Origin of the sequence: Dyadobacter sediminis, from assembly GCF_005860765.1 — a bacterium.
GTDB classification, from domain to species: Bacteria; Bacteroidota; Bacteroidia; order Cytophagales; family Spirosomataceae; genus Dyadobacter; species Dyadobacter sediminis.
This window is the reverse complement of the sequence record NZ_VCEI01000028.1, coordinates 288,376-305,136: the sequence shown is the minus strand read 5'-3', so window position 1 is coordinate 305,136 and position 16,761 is coordinate 288,376. Positions and strand designations below refer to the sequence as shown.

Below are 16,761 nucleotides of genomic sequence, written 5' to 3'. Positions count from 1 at the left end.
AGGAGGCTCCTGCGGAGCCGCCTGATTATTACAATGTCTTTTCTACAAACAGAGGGCTCCGCGGGAGCCTTGCATTGTGCATTTTTTGGGGTTTTCAAATGGAAACCTGATATTGAAGCACAAAAGCACTTTTTCTTCCATATGAAGCCAACTTATTCGGAACAGCACTTGCCCTGTAAACCGGGCGGTTCTCAAAATTGAGTGACATTTTGCCATTATGCCCTTTGATCAGCCAGTTAAAACCAAGATTATAAACGTTCATTCCGCCATCTAACCTTTCGTAATCAGCATATTGTAAAGAAGCATAAGGCATTAATGTTCCCTGATTTCCAAGCAAACCATCTTTGAACTTGTAACCGGCCTGTGCATACATCACCCTTCCTGTTCCGAACATCGGATAAGCATTTCCCTGCGTACCGCCTGTTCCGGCAATGGGTTGTGTAGTACCCGTAGCAGGATTCATAATGCCATTGTAACGAAGATATCCTTTACCGTAATCTGTATTGAAAAAGCCAAGATATGCAGAAACAACTGTACCCTTGTTTCTATCAACCGGCATGTCCATGTATGCAGCAACAGACCATAAGTTCATATTGCTGTAAATCGTATCAGCAGTTTCCCTGCGCCATGTTGCATTTTTTTGCGAGATAATCCCGGCTTCAACATTCAGAACCTTACGCTTTCCAAGGTATGTTCCTGTCATGTAACCTGGCGTTGTATTGTCTTCCGTGTCAAAGATGTTGTAAATCAGTAATCCCTGAAACTGCTTGTGGTTTTTTCGCTGCGCAAATACGGAATTTACACCAATGACGGCTGGAACCAAACCGTTCGTTTCTATCGGAAAAGGATCGGCTATGTCCAGACGATAGTTGAATCTGCCGATTTGGCCGCGGCTGTAAACACTTAGTTTTCTGGCAAACTGATCCGTCTGATCGACAGTTGCCTGTGCAAAAACGGGCACATCCATCGTCATAATGGTTCCGATACTTGGCTGAGAGAAACGGGAAAGGCCGTTTACAACCGTGAGCCCGCCTCCGAACCGGATAAAACGGCTTCCTTTCCGCTGAATTTCGTACTCACCGAGTGCATCATGAAAAAAGGCTGCTACTTTTCTGTTGCTCGGCGTGCCATTGGTATTATAGGCAGGAAATGCACTCAGCTTGTTAAAATTGTTCATTCCGAATTGTGTGTAGAAAAAAATGCGGTCCGTTATTTGTCCGAAAAGCTGAACACGCGTACGGCGCAGTCCGATGTCAAACGTATTCGTCTTTGGATCACCAAGCACGGTAGTTCCCGGATTACTTTCATTCCAGCGAAGCCACGTCTGATTCGTAAATGTAAATTTCACATAATGTGAGCCGGATTCATTAAGATTGTAACGGATGTCATTTCTCGAATTGTCATCAGAAGGCTTCACCTGCGACATGGAAACTGAAGAGGTGAACAAAAGAATTGCAAGTACTTTTTTCATTTACTAACGTTATTATGTTTCACTGATGAAGCGCATTATCTTCTTCATCTTGCGTTAAAGCAATACCAAAAGATTACTAAAATGATTTTTGTTTGTACAGTAAAACAGCTTATGCATATTTTTTCCATCATTAAAACTGGTAAAGATAAGACGGCATTGCTTACTGTTATACTCTTTTCCGCTTCTGTTTTCCGGGCCGTCATGGCGCAGGAAACGCCTCCGCTGGTCAATTATCCTTCAACAGTTTACAAGGCGCACAATCAGAACTGGGATATGGATCATGATAAAAATGACATTGTATATGCAGCCAATTCCGACGGGTTGCTGGAATTTGACGGCGCAGCCTGGAAAGTGCATTCGCTGCCGGACGGACAAATCGTCAGAACGATATTGTATGATGAATCCGAAGTTGCCGTTTCTTCCGGCAAGGTTTATCATCACAATACGCAAAAGGAACAAAGGATTTATGCCGGCGGCTATTCTGAATTCGGTTACTGGAAAAAAGAACCGGACGGCCAGCTGAAATATTATTCCCTGAGTAAAAATGCCCGTTTTGCCAGCCTTAAGACGGAAGAAATCTGGCACATTCTGAAAACGCCGGAGTATATTTATTTTCAGTCCTTTTCACGTATTTACCGGTACGACGGCAAAAATCTCACCGAGATCAATCCGGCTGGCAACTTCATGTTTTTGAGGTATGTACAAAATCGCATTCTGGCTCAGATCATCGGAAAAGGACTTTTTGAACTGAAAGGTAAAAAATTCGTCCCGTTGAAAGGAACAAACGGCCTGGCACCTGCCATTGTTTCTTCCATTTTACCTTTCTCAGGCGGTCAGCTTTTAATTACAACAACCAAACACGGCTTGTTCCTTTGGAAAAACGGCATCTTATCCAGCTGGAATATTCCACTGTCGGAAGAACTGAAAACCAATATCATTAACCGGGCGCTTGTTTCAAGTCAGGACAGCAGCCTTGTTTTCGGAACCATTCAAAACGGAGTTTACATTGTATCAAAAAACGGCAATCTGAAATACCGTTTCAACAAAGAAACCGGACTGCAGAACAATACGGTGCTTGCATTGGCCGAGGACAGCCGCAAACAGCTCTGGATCGGTCTGGATCAGGGAATTGATCTGGTCAAAATGTCTTCACCAGTTATTTCTTATCAGACCAATGACAATCCGCTCGGCTCTACGTATGCAGCTGCTTTATGGCGTGGTAAATTGTACGTCGGTTCCAATAAAGGTGTCTTTGTAAAAAAATGGCTTTCTTCCGAACCATTCAGCCCGGTGCCGGGGCTGGAAGGCCAGACGTGGAATTTGAAGGTGATTGGCAATCAGTTATTGTGCGGGCACAACGACGGAACTTACCGGATTGGAGAAAACGGGGTCTTCAAAATTTCCAATATAAACGGTGGCTGGATCATTATCCCGATCAGAGCCGGTAAGGATACATTGCTTTTACAAGGTGCTTACAACGGTCTGCATGTTTATAAGCGGGACAAGCAAAACCTGTGGACGTATGCACATGCTGTAAAAGGTGTTCTTCCGATTCCGATCCGTCAGATAATCCGGGATAAAGACGGTTCTTTCTGGCTGGGACATGCCTATAAAGGGCTTTTCAAAGCACAGCTTACGCCTCAGCTTGACTCGGTTTTGCAATGGAAAGAATACAAGTCACCGCAGGATTTGCCCGGAGAATTTTCAATTGAACTCAATGAATGGAAAAACCGGATTTACATACATGTTGCCAACCAGTTTCTGGAACCGGATGCTTACGGCAAACTGAATCCAAGCAAAAACCTTTTCAGAGTGGAAGATGAAGAGCCGTTCAAGTTACGGACAGGTATTTCGCAGGACTGGTTTAAAGTATATATCAATCGGGTTGCTTATTACTCAGGGAATAATATCCTGAATCTGCCGCTCACGCTGGTACGGAACAGTGAAACCATCATTCCGTTATCCGGAGATTATTATTTCTTTTGTCTGGACAACGGTTATGCATTGTACAACCGGCTTGCTGATAAAAACAATGAGGAAATCGCTGCATTTCCGCTGATCCGCAAGGTAGCCAATCTGCGCAATCTTGCCGAGACTTTCAATATTTCCGGCAAACCTGTACTCCGATCGGATGTCCGATCGATCCGGATTATGTTTGCACTGCCTGTTTACGGCCAGCATGTACAATACAAGTACCGACTCAGGGGACTTACCGATCAATGGTCGGAATGGACCGAACAGAACTTCGTGGAATTTACAAACCTGGAATCGGCTAATTATCAGTTTGAATTAAAAACCAGCCTGAATGCCCATACCGTTTCGTTCCATTTCAGTATTCAGCCATACTGGCGTGAAACGCTTTTTGCACGCTTCCTTTTTGCAGTGACTTTAATAGTTGCATTCATCGGGTTGATTTTTTACCAGGAAAAGCGGCTTGCAAGGCATCGCAACAAGCTGATCCGGGAACAGGAAGAAAAGCTGCGCCAGCAGCGGATGTCCAGCGAACGGCAGATCATGCAGATCCAGAATGAAAAACTTCAGAGTGAGATCCAGAACAAAAGTCAGCAACTGAGCAATGTAGCAATCAATGTGGTCAAAAAAAATGAAATCCTTGAAGAAATCAGGGACGAACTCAAACAGGTGAAAGCGGAAATGGGACAGCAGCTCCCGAACATTCATTACCAGAAACTGCTACACAGCATTGAGCGCAATGTTGCCGGTAAAGACGACTGGGTACTGTTTGAGCAGAACTTTGATGAAGTGCATGAACAATTCTTCAAGAGGCTCCGGACTATTTGCCCTTCTGTTTCTCCTTCCGAACTCCGTCTTGCGGCATGTCTTCGCATGAATCTTTCCACTAAAGAAATGGCTCCCGTATTGGGAATTTCTATCCGCGGTGTGGAAATTAAACGTTACCGATTACGCAAAAAACTCGGATTGAACATGGATGCCAACCTTGTCCAGTTTATGATGGACATTTAACCGTCTTGTACTAATTCCTCATAAAACCTTCTGACAACGCCTAAACCTTGCATTATTCTAATTGATGTAATGGTGATGTAGCGCTTTATTTGATTGCTGCTGATTCTGGAACTTAAATTTGAGGTCAATAAATTCTTTTAATAATTCTATCAACTAATTTATACCTAATGAAAACTACTGTACGAATTCTGTACACGCTTGTTTTCCTGTTCTGCAGTATTATATCCTTTGCACAGGGAATAAATGTAACAGGAAAAGTCACTTCCGGCTCTGACGGTTCAGCACTTCCGGGAGCCAGCGTGCTCATAAAAGGAACAACTACCGGCGTTCCAACCGACATTGATGGCAACTACACCATCCAGGTGCCGTCATCGGAGTCTGTTCTGGTTTTTTCCATGATCGGTATGGTCGCCCAGGAAATTCCGGTGGGTACGCAGACGGTGATCAACGCTGCTCTGGCAGAAGATGCCAAGTCTCTGAATGAAGTAGTTGTTGTCGGATACGGTACGCAGCGCAAACTGGACGTAACCGGCTCTGTGGCACAAATTAAAGGTGAAGAAATTTCCAGACAGCCTTCCATGAATGCCGTAAGCGGCCTGCAAGGAAAAGTAGCGGGCGTTCAGATCAACAACTCCGGAAAACCGGGTGAAGCGCCGCAAATCCGTATCCGCGGTGTCGGAACTGCTTACGGAAGCGCTAATCCGCTTTATGTTGTGGACGGCGTTTGGTTCGATGATATCAGCTTTCTCAATTCCGCTGATATCGAAAGCATGAACATTCTGAAAGATGCATCCAGCCAGTCGATTTACGGTGTACGTGCGGCTAACGGCGTTGTGCTGATCACAACCAAAAGAGGAAAATCCGGAAAGGCCGTTGTGGATTATAACGGTTTTGTTGGATTTCAGAAAGTTACCAATCAGATTAAAATGGCCAATGGCAGAGAATATGCCACCATGGTGAATGAACTGAGCAACATCAACGGCAAACAGAACATTCTTGATCCTTCACAATACGGCGAAGGCACTGACTGGTACGATCAGATACTGAGAACTGCAAAGGTGAACAATCATCAGCTTTCCATCAGCGGCGGCGGTGAAAAATCGACTTACAATCTTTCACTCGGATTCCTGAATCAGGAAGGAGTTGTTCAGAAAAACAACTTTAAAAGGTACACAGCCAGATTACAAAATGATTTTCAGGTTCTGAAAAGCCTTAAAGTCGGCTATACGGCAACGGGTTCTTACAGCAAATCGCAGGATGAAGCCGGCGGTATTTTCAGACAACTGTATGCGGCCGGACCCATTGTACCGGTTTACAATGCAGACGGAAGCTACGGCGATCCCAACGATTTTGGTCTGGGCGATGCCAACAATTTCAATCCGCAGGTCACCATTGATTTCTTTAATCAGAATACAAAAAGAACTTTGCTGACTGCCAATGCTTACGCGGAACTGAATGTGTTGGACGGACTGACTTTCCGTACAAGCCTAGGCGGACGTTATTCACAGGACGAAACGCGCAGTTATACACCGCAATATGCTGCAACCTTGAAACAGCAGAATACAACAAGCGTTCTGCAGTTTGTACGTCCGCAGACACGTTACTGGATTTTTGAAAATACATTGACTTATACCAAAGAATTCGGCAATCATAACTTCACGGCATTGATCGGACAATCGGCACAACGTGACCAATCCTATCAGCTTACGGCAAGTGCACTGAACGTTCCGTATTCCAGTGAAGGCGATCTTTACCTTACGCTGGGTAACGCAGACAGTCGTTACGTAACAGATCAGGGCGATCTGGGAACATATGCTTCCTACTTTGGAAGGGTTAACTATTCTTTTGCAGACCGTTATCTTCTGAATGCATCGTTGCGTGCCGACGGTTCTTCCAAATTTTTCCAGGGCGGTAATGCATGGGGTTATTTTCCATCTGTGGGTGCTGGCTGGGTCATCAGCAACGAGCCTTTTATGGAAAGCCAGAAGTTTTTTGACAATCTGAAAATCAGAGGAAGCTGGGGTAAAATCGGTAATGCATCCGTACCGTCCAATCTTTCCACCCTTACGGTTGCAACCGGCGGAGGCCTGGCAGCAGTTTTTGGCGGTCAGCTAAATACCGGAGCCAGCATCAACACCATTATTCCGCCGACAACTTACTGGGAACGCGGCGTAGGAACAGACATCGGTCTTGAAGCAGCCGTATTGAATTCAAGACTTTCCCTGGAACTGGATTATTACAGCAAGAAAACGGAAAGAGCTATTTTTGACATTCCGGTTTTAACTTCCATCGGTACCGAAACCGGCAGGATTGTGGGTAATCAGGCAAACTTCCGGAACAAAGGCTTTGAAGCCGCTCTGACGTGGAGAGATGAAATCGGAAAAGACCTGACTTACAGCATTGGCCTGAACGGAAGCATCAATGACAATACTGTTCTTTCCGTATCTTCCGGCTCCAACCCGATTTATGACGGTGGCGTGGGACTTACAAGCGGCGCGCTGGCAACACGTACCGTAGTCGGCGATCCGATCGGTTCATTTTATGGATTGATTGTGGACGGCATTTTCCAGAATGCGGACGAAATCAGCAAGTCAGCACAACCGAATGCCAAGCCGGGCGATTTCAGATACCGTGACATCAGCGGCACAAACGGCACACCGGACGGAGCCATTACAGGTCTTGACCGTCAGGTAATCGGGAATCCGAACCCGAAATATACTTACGGTATCAATACCAGCTGGAATTACAAAACCATTGATCTTACACTTGATTTCCAGGGTGTGGCCAAAGTGGATATTTACAATGCCAATATGGGCTGGCGCTACGGAAACGAAAATTTCACCAAAGATTTTTTTGATAACCGCTGGCATGGAGAAGGAACTTCCAATACGTATCCTTCGGCGAACATAGGCGGAGGCGCTAATTATCTTCCAAATACTTTTTTTGTTCAGAGCGGCAGTTATTTCAGGGTGAGAAATGCGCAGCTTGGCTATACTTTCCCGCAGTCTGTCAATGAAAAACTGAAAATCAGAAAACTGCGTTTGTACGCCAATGCGCAAAATGCGCTGAACTTCTTCAAGTACAAAGGACTTTCTCCCGAGGTAAGAGCCAATGAGAATAAGCCTACGCAGGCGGGAATTGATGCCAATGTTTACCCGATTTCGGCGACTTACAACTTTGGTATAAATGTTACTTTCTAAGATTCAATAAAATGAAAAATATAAATTTTAAGAACAACTTGAAAAAAGCGGGCGTTTGCGCCGGATTGATTTCCATGCTCATGATTCCCTCCGCATGCAGACAGGAGTTTCTGGATACAGATCCGCAGGGAAAGCAGGCCGGAACCGTTTTCTGGACGAATGAAGCGGATGCGACCAAAGCCGTTAACGCCATGTACGCCAATCTTCGCAGCTGGAGAAATACTGCATTTGCCTCCATTGCTGTGGAAAGCATGGGATCGGATGACACGGAAAAAGGAAGTACGCCTTCCGACGCTACTTTCTTCAACGACTATGACCGGTTTACAGTAGGTTCCAGTGACGGACAGCTAGCCGATTTCTGGTCAGGACAATATCAGAACATCAATTATGCCAATCAGGTCATTACGAACATTCCGGCGATCAGCATGGATGAAGCCCTGAAAGCGCGTTACATCGGAGAGGCGAAATTTATTCGTGCTTACTCCTATTTCAGATTGGTAAGAGCATATGGCGACGTTCCGTTGCGGCTTACACTTCCGAAAGATGCTACCGAATACAACATCCCGCGTTCACCGAAAGCAGAAGTTTATGCCGCCATTGAAGCGGACCTTACGGATGCAGCTGCAGTTTTGCCGTTGAAATACGGTTCCACTGACACCGGCCGTGCAACCAAAGGCGCCGCCATGTCATTGCATGCAAAAGTAGCTATGTACCAGCAGAAATGGCAGCAGGTTTTTGATCTTACCAATCAGGTGATGACTTCCGGACAATATTCGTTGTTCCCGAACTTTGAAGCACTTTTCCGGGTACAAAATGAAAACTCTGCCGAATCTATTTTCGAGATACAAAATGAGCTGATTCCTTCCAATAAGGATGCATCCAATTCACAGTATTCCCAGGTTCAGGGCGTACGCGGCGTAGTTGGCGGCGGCTGGGGATTCAACACACCTACGGAAGCACTTGTAGATTCCTTTGAAACTGGTGACCCGAGAATGGACGCATCTATTATTTTCCGGGGTGAAACCACGCCTGCGGGTGATGTAATACCCAAAGAAGGCGACAATCCGATGTACAATCAGAAATCTTATGTTCCGTTCAACTTGTATATAACCGGATTCAATGAAGGTTCGCAGCAGAATATAAGGGTAATCCGGTACGCAGAAGTGCTGCTGATGAATGCGGAAGCTGCCAATGAACTGGGTAATACCACACAGGCGCTTGCTTCGCTGGAAATGGTAAGAGCTCGTGCAAGAGGTACAAGCAAGACGGTTCTTCCAAAAATTACGACAACAGACAAAGCTGCCTTGCGCCTCGCCATCTGGCATGAGCGCCATGTGGAACTTGCGCTTGAATACGACCGCTATTTTGATGTGATCCGTCAGGGAAGAGCAGCCCAGATTTTTGGTCCGCTAGGCTGGAAACCAAACAAAAACGAAGTATGGCCGATTCCGCAATCCGAAATTGATCTGAGCGGGGGCACACTGACCCAAAATCCCGGTTATTAACTGCCGGAATTGAATTGGATCAAGTCAGTTACGCTGTTCTTATTTGCAATAAAGGCTTGTTTTAAAATTTTGAAATAAGGTATTAAAAGGAAAAAATGCCCTGTAAAAACCTGTTTCTTATCTGCCTGCTGATATGGCTCGGGATTTCCTGTAAATCAGAAAAGGATCCCGAGCCGTCAGCACCTTCTGCTTTCGGTCTGAAAAGCGTTGAGGTCAATGAAATCAATAGCGGTTTGGCAGTTGAAAATGTAAGCCTGAATCCAAAGATCAGGTTTACGTTTTCAACTGCTTTGAACAGTACTTCCATTAAAAACGGGTTTACTTTCAAAACTGGTTCGGGAGAAACCGTTGCTTTTTCCGGAACGCTTGAAAACGGCGACAGTTCGGTTGTTGTTGAGCCGGTATCCGCATTGAACGGCCTGAATTCCTATATGGTTACGGCTACAAAATTTTTAAAATCCGTCACAAACGGCACTTTGCAGGCAGAAATAAAAGTCAGCCTTCAAACACAAGTTGATTCCACTGATAAATTTCCTGTACTATCCGACGAAGCATTGCTGGATCTGGTTCAGAAACAGACTTTCAGGTATTTCTGGGATTTTGGACATCCGGTTAGCGGCCTTGCACGCGAGCGGAACACTTCCGGGGACGTTGTAACTTCCGGCGGAAGCGGATTCGGGATTATGACCATTCCTGTGGCTATCGAAAGAAAATTCATCACCCGCGCGCAGGGACTTGAAAGATTACAGAAAATCACCGGTTTCCTGAAAGATAAAACACAGCGGTTCCACGGCGCTTTTCCGCACTGGATCAATGGCGCAACCGGAGCTGTGGTGCCTTTCAGTACAAAAGATAACGGCGCTGACCTTGTAGAAACTTCTTTTCTGATTCAGGGTCTGCTCACGGCGCGTCAGTATTTCAACGATCCGGGAGCGGCTGAAACTGCTTTGAGAAACGACATCAGTAAAATCTGGGAAGCCGTGGAATGGGACTGGTTCCGGAAAAATAATGAAAACGTACTTTACTGGCACTGGAGCCCGGAATATGAATGGGAAATGAATCATCCGATCCAGGGCTGGAACGAATGCCTGATTACTTACGTGCTGGCCGCCTCTTCACCGACCCATGCCATTCCCAAGTCAGTTTACGATTCGGGCTGGACAGATCACGGGAATTTTGTAAATGGAAAGGAATATTACGGAATTAAACTTCCGCTGGGCGAACCTTATGGCGGCCCGCTCTTCTTTGCGCATTATTCTTTTCTGGGTCTGAACCCAACCGGATTGTCGGACGGTTTCGCCAATTATTTTACCCAGAATAAAAATCATGCATTAATTAATTACAATTACTGCAAAACCAATCCGCTGGGCTATAACGGATACAGTGACCAATGCTGGGGACTTACGGCAAGTGACATTCCGGATGGCTATACAGCCAGCTCTCCAAGTAATGACAAAGGGATAATTGCCCCGACTGCCGCACTTTCTTCCTTTCCTTACACGCCGGCGGAATCCATGAAAGCACTGAAATTCTTTTACTACAAACTGGGTGATAAAATCTGGGGCGAATATGGTTTTCACGATTCCTTTTCCATAGATCAACGCTGGTTTGCAGATTCCTATCTCGCCATTGATCAGGGCCCGATTGTTATCATGATCGAAAATTACAGAAGTGGTTTGCCATGGAACCTGTTCATGAGCAGCCCGGAAGTAAAAACAGGCCTGAAAAAGCTGGGCTTTACCAGTCCGAACCTGAATTAAGTCAGTTAAAATTTAAACCAATCCGTCATGAAAATAACGTTCCGTTACCTTCTATGCATTACGCTGCTTTTTGCTGCTGCAGAAAGTTTTGCACAGAAAAGGAAAAATACAAATAGTAAACCTCCTCTTTTTAATCCTTCCGACCGGCCCAAAAACTTGTCAGACACTGCTTTGCTGGAACTGGTTCAAAAGCAGACATTCAAGTATTTCTGGGATTTTGGTCATCCGGTCAGCGGCATGTCACGCGAACGAAGCAATGCTGCATACGATTACGGCGACGAAGTGGTGACAATTGGCGGAACTGGATTTGGTGTGATGGCCATGGTCGTTGCGGCAGAAAGAAAATGGCAACCCCGCGATTCCGTTGCGGCAAGGCTGCTGAAAATGGTCAAATTTCTGTCCAAAGCAGATCATTACCACGGCATTTTTCCGCACTGGCTCAATGGCGCTACGGGAAAAACAATTCCGTTCGGACGAAAGGACGATGGCGGCGACCTTGTTGAAACATCCTTTCTTTTTCAGGGATTGCTAGCAGTACGGCAATACTTTGATGCTGATAACGATCTGGAAAGGGATTTAAGAAACCGGATTCAATGGCTCTGGAATGAAGCCGAATGGGATTTCTATACCAGAGAAAACCCGAACCAGCTTTACTGGCACTGGAGCCCGAACCATGGCTGGGCCATGAACTTTGAACTGAGAGGTTATAACGAGACGCTTATCACGTACATTTTGGGTGCTTCTTCTCCGCGCTATCCGATTACGGCTCAGGTTTACAACAAATGCTGGGCGCAAAGTGACCATTTTAAAAACGGCAAGGAATTCTATGGCATTAAACTTCCGCTTGGTTTCGATTACGGCGGGCCTTTGTTCTTTGCGCATTATTCATTCGTCGGCCTTGATCCGCGCAAGCTCAAAGATCAGTATGCCGATTACTGGGAACAAAACGTAAACCATACGATGATTAATTACAAGCATTGTGTGGCCAATCCCGGCAAATTCAAAGGTTATGGCGAAAACAACTGGGGACTTACGGCCAGCGACACGTACAACGGCTACAACGCACATTCTCCGACAAACGACTTCGGAACCATAACCCCGACAGCCGCATTGTCGTCATTTCCTTATACACCGGAGCAATCCATGAAAGCACTTCGCCATTTTTACGATGATCTGGGTGACAAGATATGGAGTGAATACGGGTTTACGGATGCCTTTAATGAATCGCAAAACTGGTATGCAAAATCGCATCTGGCCATTGATCAGGGGCCGATCATCGTCATGATCGAAAATTACCGTACGGGTTTGCTCTGGAAATTGTTCATGAAAGATCCCGATGTAAAAAATGGTCTGAAGAAACTCGGATTTGAAAGTCCCGCACTGGAAATTTCCGGCAATAACTGATCTTTTACCCTGAAAAAACAATTGAAAGGCCGGCATCGTACCGGCCTTTCAATTTTATGAAATAGATTTGTACCTTAAAGGCGTTTTTAAATCAGCTGCTGATTTCAGCAGACTTTCCAATCCCTTACCAAACGTTGACAAAATGAAACCTTTTTTCAAAACCGGTGCATTGCTTTTTGCGCTCAGTATTTTGTCTTCATCTGTTTCAGGCCAGATATGGAATGTTTCCGAACCGGAAAACCTTCCTGAAAAACGGCACGAAAATGCCATGGCTACCGCCAACGGAAAATTATATCTGCTTGGCGGACGCGGTATCAAGCCTGTGGATGAATACGATTTCAAAAAGGACTCCTGGACAAGCCTCAGCAAAACGCCTTTGGAAATGAGCCATTTTCAGGCTGTAACTTATAAAAACGAAATATATGTTGTGGGCGCTTTTACCGGCGGATATCCGCACGAGATGCCTATTCCGGACATTTATATTTTCAATCCGGTCAAAAATGAATGGCGGAAAGGTGCTTCCATCCCGGAAAACCGCCGTCGCGGAGCAGCGGGTGCTTTTGTGCTGAATGATAAAATATACCTTGTTTGCGGAATTCAGGACGGGCACTGGGACGGACAGGTTACTTGGTTTGATGAATACGATCCGAAAACCAACCAATGGAAAACGCTGGCGGATGCGCCGCGTCCACGAGATCATGTGCAGGTGGCAGTATTGGATAACAAGTTGTACGTTGCAGGCGGGCGGCTTTCCACTGCGCGCATTAATCAGGTTCTGAACACAGTGATCAAGGAAGTAGATGTTTATGATTTCAAAACCGGAAAATGGTCCACAATGGATGCATCCAATAACCTTCCGACTTTAAGAGCCGGAAATACAACGGTTGTCTATAATAATAAAATCCTGATCATTGGCGGAGAGAGCGATGCACATGTGGAAGCACATAATGAAGTGGAAGCATTTGACCCTCAAAAACAGAAATGGGAAAAATTGCCGGCTCTGCATCAGGGCAGACACGGAACGCAGGCGGTTTCACTGAACAAAAAGGTTTACATTGCTGCCGGGTCGGCCAATCGCGGCGGCGGCCCGGAACTGAATGATATGGAAATCCTGGAAAAGTAAGCTTGGCGTTTTTTAGCTGTTGGCTGTTAGCTATTGGCTTTTAGCTGATGGCTATTAGCTGGTGGCTGTTGGCTTTTTTTAGCTGTTGACTTTTGAAAATATTATTAACGGGCAAATAGCCTGTACTGATTTAAAGCGATTACTTGGCTGTAATTACAAAATGTTCAAACCACTTCTTTTTATTTTTCTGGTTATTTCCGGCGGCTGCATGGCTCAGAGCGGCAAATTTACGCATGCAGATACGTTGCGTGGTTCCATCACGCCGCAGCGCGAATGGTGGGACCTTACTTATTACCATCTGCATGTTCGCCCGAATGCGCAGGACAGCACGTTGTCTGGAAGTACGCAGGTGAATTACAAGGTACTGAAAGCCGGCCAATCCATGCAGATTGATTTGCAGGAACCTTTAAAAATCGATAAAGTGATTCAGGACGGAAAAGAACTGACTTTTAAAAGAGACGGCAATGCCTTTTTTATTGATCTTGTAAAAAAACAGGAAGCCGGAAAGCTGGAATCCGTTGAGGTCTTTTATTCAGGTAAACCAAGATTGGCCAAGCGGCCGCCCTGGGACGGGGGCGTTCAGTGGATTCCGGACGGAAAGGGAAACACGATTATTTCAACTTCCTGCCAGGGACTTGGTTCCAGCGTATGGTGGCCATGCAAGGATCACATGTACGATGAGCCGGACAGCATGCAGATCAGCATTACAGTACCTAAAAACATGATGGATGTTTCAAACGGAAACTTGCGTTCTGTGACTGAAAACAATGACAATACGCATACGTTCAACTGGTTTGTAAAAAACCCGATCAACAATTACGGCGTGAACATGAATGTGGCGGATTACGTAAGCTGGAAAGAAACCTTTAAAGGTGAAAAAGGCGATCTGGCGCTGAGTTATTACGTGCTGCCACAGAATCTTGAAAAAGCAAAAGAGCAGTTCAAACAGGCACCGCAAATGCTGAAAGCATTTGAGCACTGGTTTGGGCCGTATCCGTTTTATGAAGACGGTTACAAGCTCGTGGAAGTGCCTTATCTCGGAATGGAACATCAGAGTTCGGTTACTTACGGCAACGGATATAAAATGGGTTATCTCGGCCGTGACTTGTCCAAAACAGGCTGGGGTTTGAAATGGGATTTCATCATCATCCATGAAAGCGGCCACGAATGGTTTGCAAACAACATTACGTACAAAGATGTGGCGGATATGTGGGTGCACGAAAGTTTTACAAACTATTCCGAAAACCTGTATGTAGAGTATTACTTTGGAAAAGAAGCCGGCTCGGATTATGTACTCGGAACAAAGGCGCTGATTGCCAACGATATTCCGATTGTCGGGATTCATGGCGTAAATCAGGAAGGCTCGCGGGATATGTATTACAAAGGCGGAAACATGCTGCATACCATTCGTCAGATCGTAAATGACGATGAAAAATGGCGGCAGATTCTTCGTGGCCTTAACAAAACTTTTTACCACAAAACGGTTGACGGCTCGGAAATTGAAAATTATGTAAGCGAGCACGCCGGAAGAAACATTTTCAAAGTATTCGATCAATATCTCCGCGATGTGCGCATTCCGGTTCTGGAATATTCTTTTGGAAACAAAGGTCTTCAGTATCGCTGGAACAATGTCGTCACCGGATTTGACATGCCTGTAAAAGTCAAAATAGGAAGCGGCAAGGAAGATTTTATTTACCCGACAACGGAATGGCAAACGATGAAGGCAAAAAATGAAAAGACGCTTATTGTGAACCGCAATTTTTTTGTAGAATCCAAAGAAACAAAGCAGGCTTCTTTATAAATCCCAGCATTCCATAATCAGCAAATCGCCTTTTCGGGCTGAAATACGGACCATACCGTCTTTTTCGGCTTCATTACTGTTTCCGGTTCTATGCCCCAATGTGAGTGTTTCGTCATGAAGATTGTACTTTAATCCGCTTGTTTCAATTCCTTCAACAATGCCAACCGGAATGAGCGAAACGGGCGTTCCGGCTACATACCATTTTTCGAATGTTCCGGACAATGGAAAAATTTTGGAATAATCATCAAATAACACCAGCCGGATTTTTTCCTTGTAACGAACCAGATTTGTAATGTTGGTTATGGCGTGATCGGCACGGCGGCCGGTTGCCCAAACGATATTGGCAGCAGGAAAACCCCTTGTTACCAGAAAGTCAATTGCTTTTTCAAGATCCGTTTTTTCCTGATCCGGCGTATGAACAATTTCCAGCGGCGCTTGTCTGGCCTGTATCATTTCAAAATCATGCTGCTGATCAAAGTCGCCCATCCATACATCCACTTTGATACCCAGATCCAGCACGCGGTAAATGGCATGATCCAGCACGACAATAAAAGGACTCCATTCCAGCAGCTGGCCGAGAAGCTCTTCGCTGCATGCTTCTCCGTTGGCAATGATAAGCGCAGGTTCCTGTTTTTCTCTGACGATATGATGCGATGACATGGACTGCGCTGTTTAAACTTCTGTTTCCTTGGCCTTGTTCCAGTATTCGTCCATTTCCTGCAAAGACATGTCGGACAAAGTTTTGCCGTCGGCCTTTGAAGCTTCTTCGAGGTACTGGAAACGCCGGATGAATTTCTTGTTTGTTCTTTCCAGAGCCGTTTCCGGGTTAATGTCTACAAATCTGGAATAATTGACCAAAGAAAAAAGCAAGTCGCCAAATTCACTTTCGGCTTCTTTCTGATCCATAACGTCGTTTGTTTCAATGTTGAAATGATCCTTAAATTCTTTAAGTTCTTCTTCCACTTTTTCCCAGACCTGCTGCTTTTCGTCCCAGTCAAATCCTGCGCCTCTTGCCTTTTCCTGAATCCGCATGGCTTTCACAAGCGCAGGCAAGGAAGCCGGAACGCCGGACAAAACGGATTTATTTCCTTCTTTAAGTTTGAGTTTTTCCCAGTTCTGTTTTACGGCTTCTTCTGAATCCGCCACGGCATCGCCGTAAATATGCGGATGGCGCGAAATCAGTTTTTCACAAATACCGTTCAGAACGTCTTTGATATCAAATTGATACGAATTTTCCTCTTTTCGTTCGGAACCTATTTTGGCATAAAAAACAATATGCAGCAGCAAATCGCCCAATTCTTTTTTGACTTCGGGAATGTCATTTTCTAGGATTGAATCCGAAAGTTCGTAAGTTTCTTCAATCGTGAGATGCCGCAGACTTTCCATTGTCTGTTTCCGGTCCCAGGGGCATTTTTCACGGAGTTCGTCCATGATCGTCAGCAGCCTGTCAAAGGCCATTAACTGCTGTTGCCTGCTTTCCGGCAGGTCGCTAAATTGTTTTTCCATAAATAAGAG

Annotated in this window: 10 protein-coding genes; 7 read left to right on the top strand and 3 right to left on the bottom strand. The window is 45.4% G+C overall.

Translation table 11 applies throughout. The annotated features are described in order from the left end of the window. Window positions 1-94: 94 nt before the first annotated feature. Complete coding sequence (locus tag FEM55_RS18350) at window positions 95-1,471, bottom strand: hypothetical protein (RefSeq protein ID WP_138282849.1); 1,377 nt, start codon at window positions 1,469-1,471, stop codon at window positions 95-97. A gap of 111 nt (window positions 1,472-1,582) precedes the next feature. Between FEM55_RS18350 and FEM55_RS18345 the strand changes: the two genes are divergently transcribed. The 7 genes from FEM55_RS18345 to FEM55_RS18315 all read left to right on the top strand — a co-directional run bounded on the left by FEM55_RS18345 (window position 1,583) and on the right by FEM55_RS18315 (window position 15,246). Then, a complete protein-coding gene (locus FEM55_RS18345) occupies window positions 1,583-4,453 on the top strand; it encodes a helix-turn-helix and ligand-binding sensor domain-containing protein (protein ID WP_229209325.1) in 2,871 nt (956 codons plus the stop codon). 167 nt (window positions 4,454-4,620) lie between these two features. Then, entirely contained in the window at window positions 4,621-7,653 is a 3,033-nt protein-coding gene (locus FEM55_RS18340) for a SusC/RagA family TonB-linked outer membrane protein (protein ID WP_138282847.1), read from the top strand. An 11-nt stretch (window positions 7,654-7,664) separates the two neighbouring features. Further along, window positions 7,665-9,158 (top strand): RagB/SusD family nutrient uptake outer membrane protein, encoded by a 1,494-nt coding sequence (locus tag FEM55_RS18335; protein WP_138282846.1) that lies wholly within the window; start codon window positions 7,665-7,667, stop codon window positions 9,156-9,158. A 95-nt stretch (window positions 9,159-9,253) separates the two neighbouring features. Further along, window positions 9,254-10,918, top strand: a complete 1,665-nt coding sequence (locus FEM55_RS18330; RefSeq protein WP_138282845.1) for a glucoamylase family protein — start codon at window positions 9,254-9,256, stop codon at window positions 10,916-10,918. A 27-nt stretch (window positions 10,919-10,945) separates the two neighbouring features. Beyond that, window positions 10,946-12,322 (top strand): glucoamylase family protein, encoded by a 1,377-nt coding sequence (locus FEM55_RS18325; protein ID WP_138282844.1) that lies wholly within the window; start codon window positions 10,946-10,948, stop codon window positions 12,320-12,322. A 142-nt stretch (window positions 12,323-12,464) separates the two neighbouring features. After that, entirely contained in the window at window positions 12,465-13,445 is a 981-nt protein-coding gene (locus FEM55_RS18320) for a Kelch repeat-containing protein (protein ID WP_138282843.1), read from the top strand. 160 nt (window positions 13,446-13,605) lie between these two features. Continuing rightward, window positions 13,606-15,246, top strand: a complete 1,641-nt coding sequence (locus tag FEM55_RS18315; protein WP_138282842.1) for a M1 family metallopeptidase — start codon at window positions 13,606-13,608, stop codon at window positions 15,244-15,246. On the opposite strand, the gene FEM55_RS18310 is transcribed toward FEM55_RS18315, so the two are convergent. Together FEM55_RS18310 and mazG are read right to left on the bottom strand one after the other, a co-directional pair. Further along, complete coding sequence (locus FEM55_RS18310) at window positions 15,241-15,906, bottom strand: thiamine diphosphokinase (protein WP_138282841.1); 666 nt, start codon at window positions 15,904-15,906, stop codon at window positions 15,241-15,243. The two genes, FEM55_RS18315 and FEM55_RS18310, sit on opposite strands and share 6 nt — an antisense overlap. A gap of 12 nt (window positions 15,907-15,918) precedes the next feature. Continuing rightward, window positions 15,919-16,752, bottom strand: coding sequence for a nucleoside triphosphate pyrophosphohydrolase (gene mazG / locus FEM55_RS18305; RefSeq protein WP_138282840.1), 834 nt, complete (start codon window positions 16,750-16,752; stop codon window positions 15,919-15,921). Window positions 16,753-16,761 lie beyond the last annotated feature (9 nt).

Excerpts from the sequence above, each read along its gene's own strand:
- FEM55_RS18350 (WP_138282849.1), bottom strand. The coding sequence starts at position 1,471 with ATGAAAAAAGTACTTGCAATTCTTTTGTTCACCTCTTCAGTTTCCATG.
- FEM55_RS18345 (WP_229209325.1), top strand. The coding sequence starts at position 1,583 with ATGCATATTTTTTCCATCATTAAAACTGGTAAAGATAAGACGGCATTG.
- FEM55_RS18340 (WP_138282847.1), top strand. The coding sequence starts at position 4,621 with ATGAAAACTACTGTACGAATTCTGTACACGCTTGTTTTCCTGTTCTGC.
- FEM55_RS18335 (WP_138282846.1), top strand. The coding sequence starts at position 7,665 with ATGAAAAATATAAATTTTAAGAACAACTTGAAAAAAGCGGGCGTTTGC.
- FEM55_RS18330 (WP_138282845.1), top strand. The coding sequence starts at position 9,254 with ATGCCCTGTAAAAACCTGTTTCTTATCTGCCTGCTGATATGGCTCGGG.
- FEM55_RS18325 (WP_138282844.1), top strand. The coding sequence starts at position 10,946 with ATGAAAATAACGTTCCGTTACCTTCTATGCATTACGCTGCTTTTTGCT.
- FEM55_RS18320 (WP_138282843.1), top strand. The coding sequence starts at position 12,465 with ATGAAACCTTTTTTCAAAACCGGTGCATTGCTTTTTGCGCTCAGTATT.
- FEM55_RS18315 (WP_138282842.1), top strand. The coding sequence starts at position 13,606 with ATGTTCAAACCACTTCTTTTTATTTTTCTGGTTATTTCCGGCGGCTGC.
- FEM55_RS18310 (WP_138282841.1), bottom strand. The coding sequence starts at position 15,906 with ATGTCATCGCATCATATCGTCAGAGAAAAACAGGAACCTGCGCTTATC.
- mazG (WP_138282840.1), bottom strand. The coding sequence starts at position 16,752 with ATGGAAAAACAATTTAGCGACCTGCCGGAAAGCAGGCAACAGCAGTTA.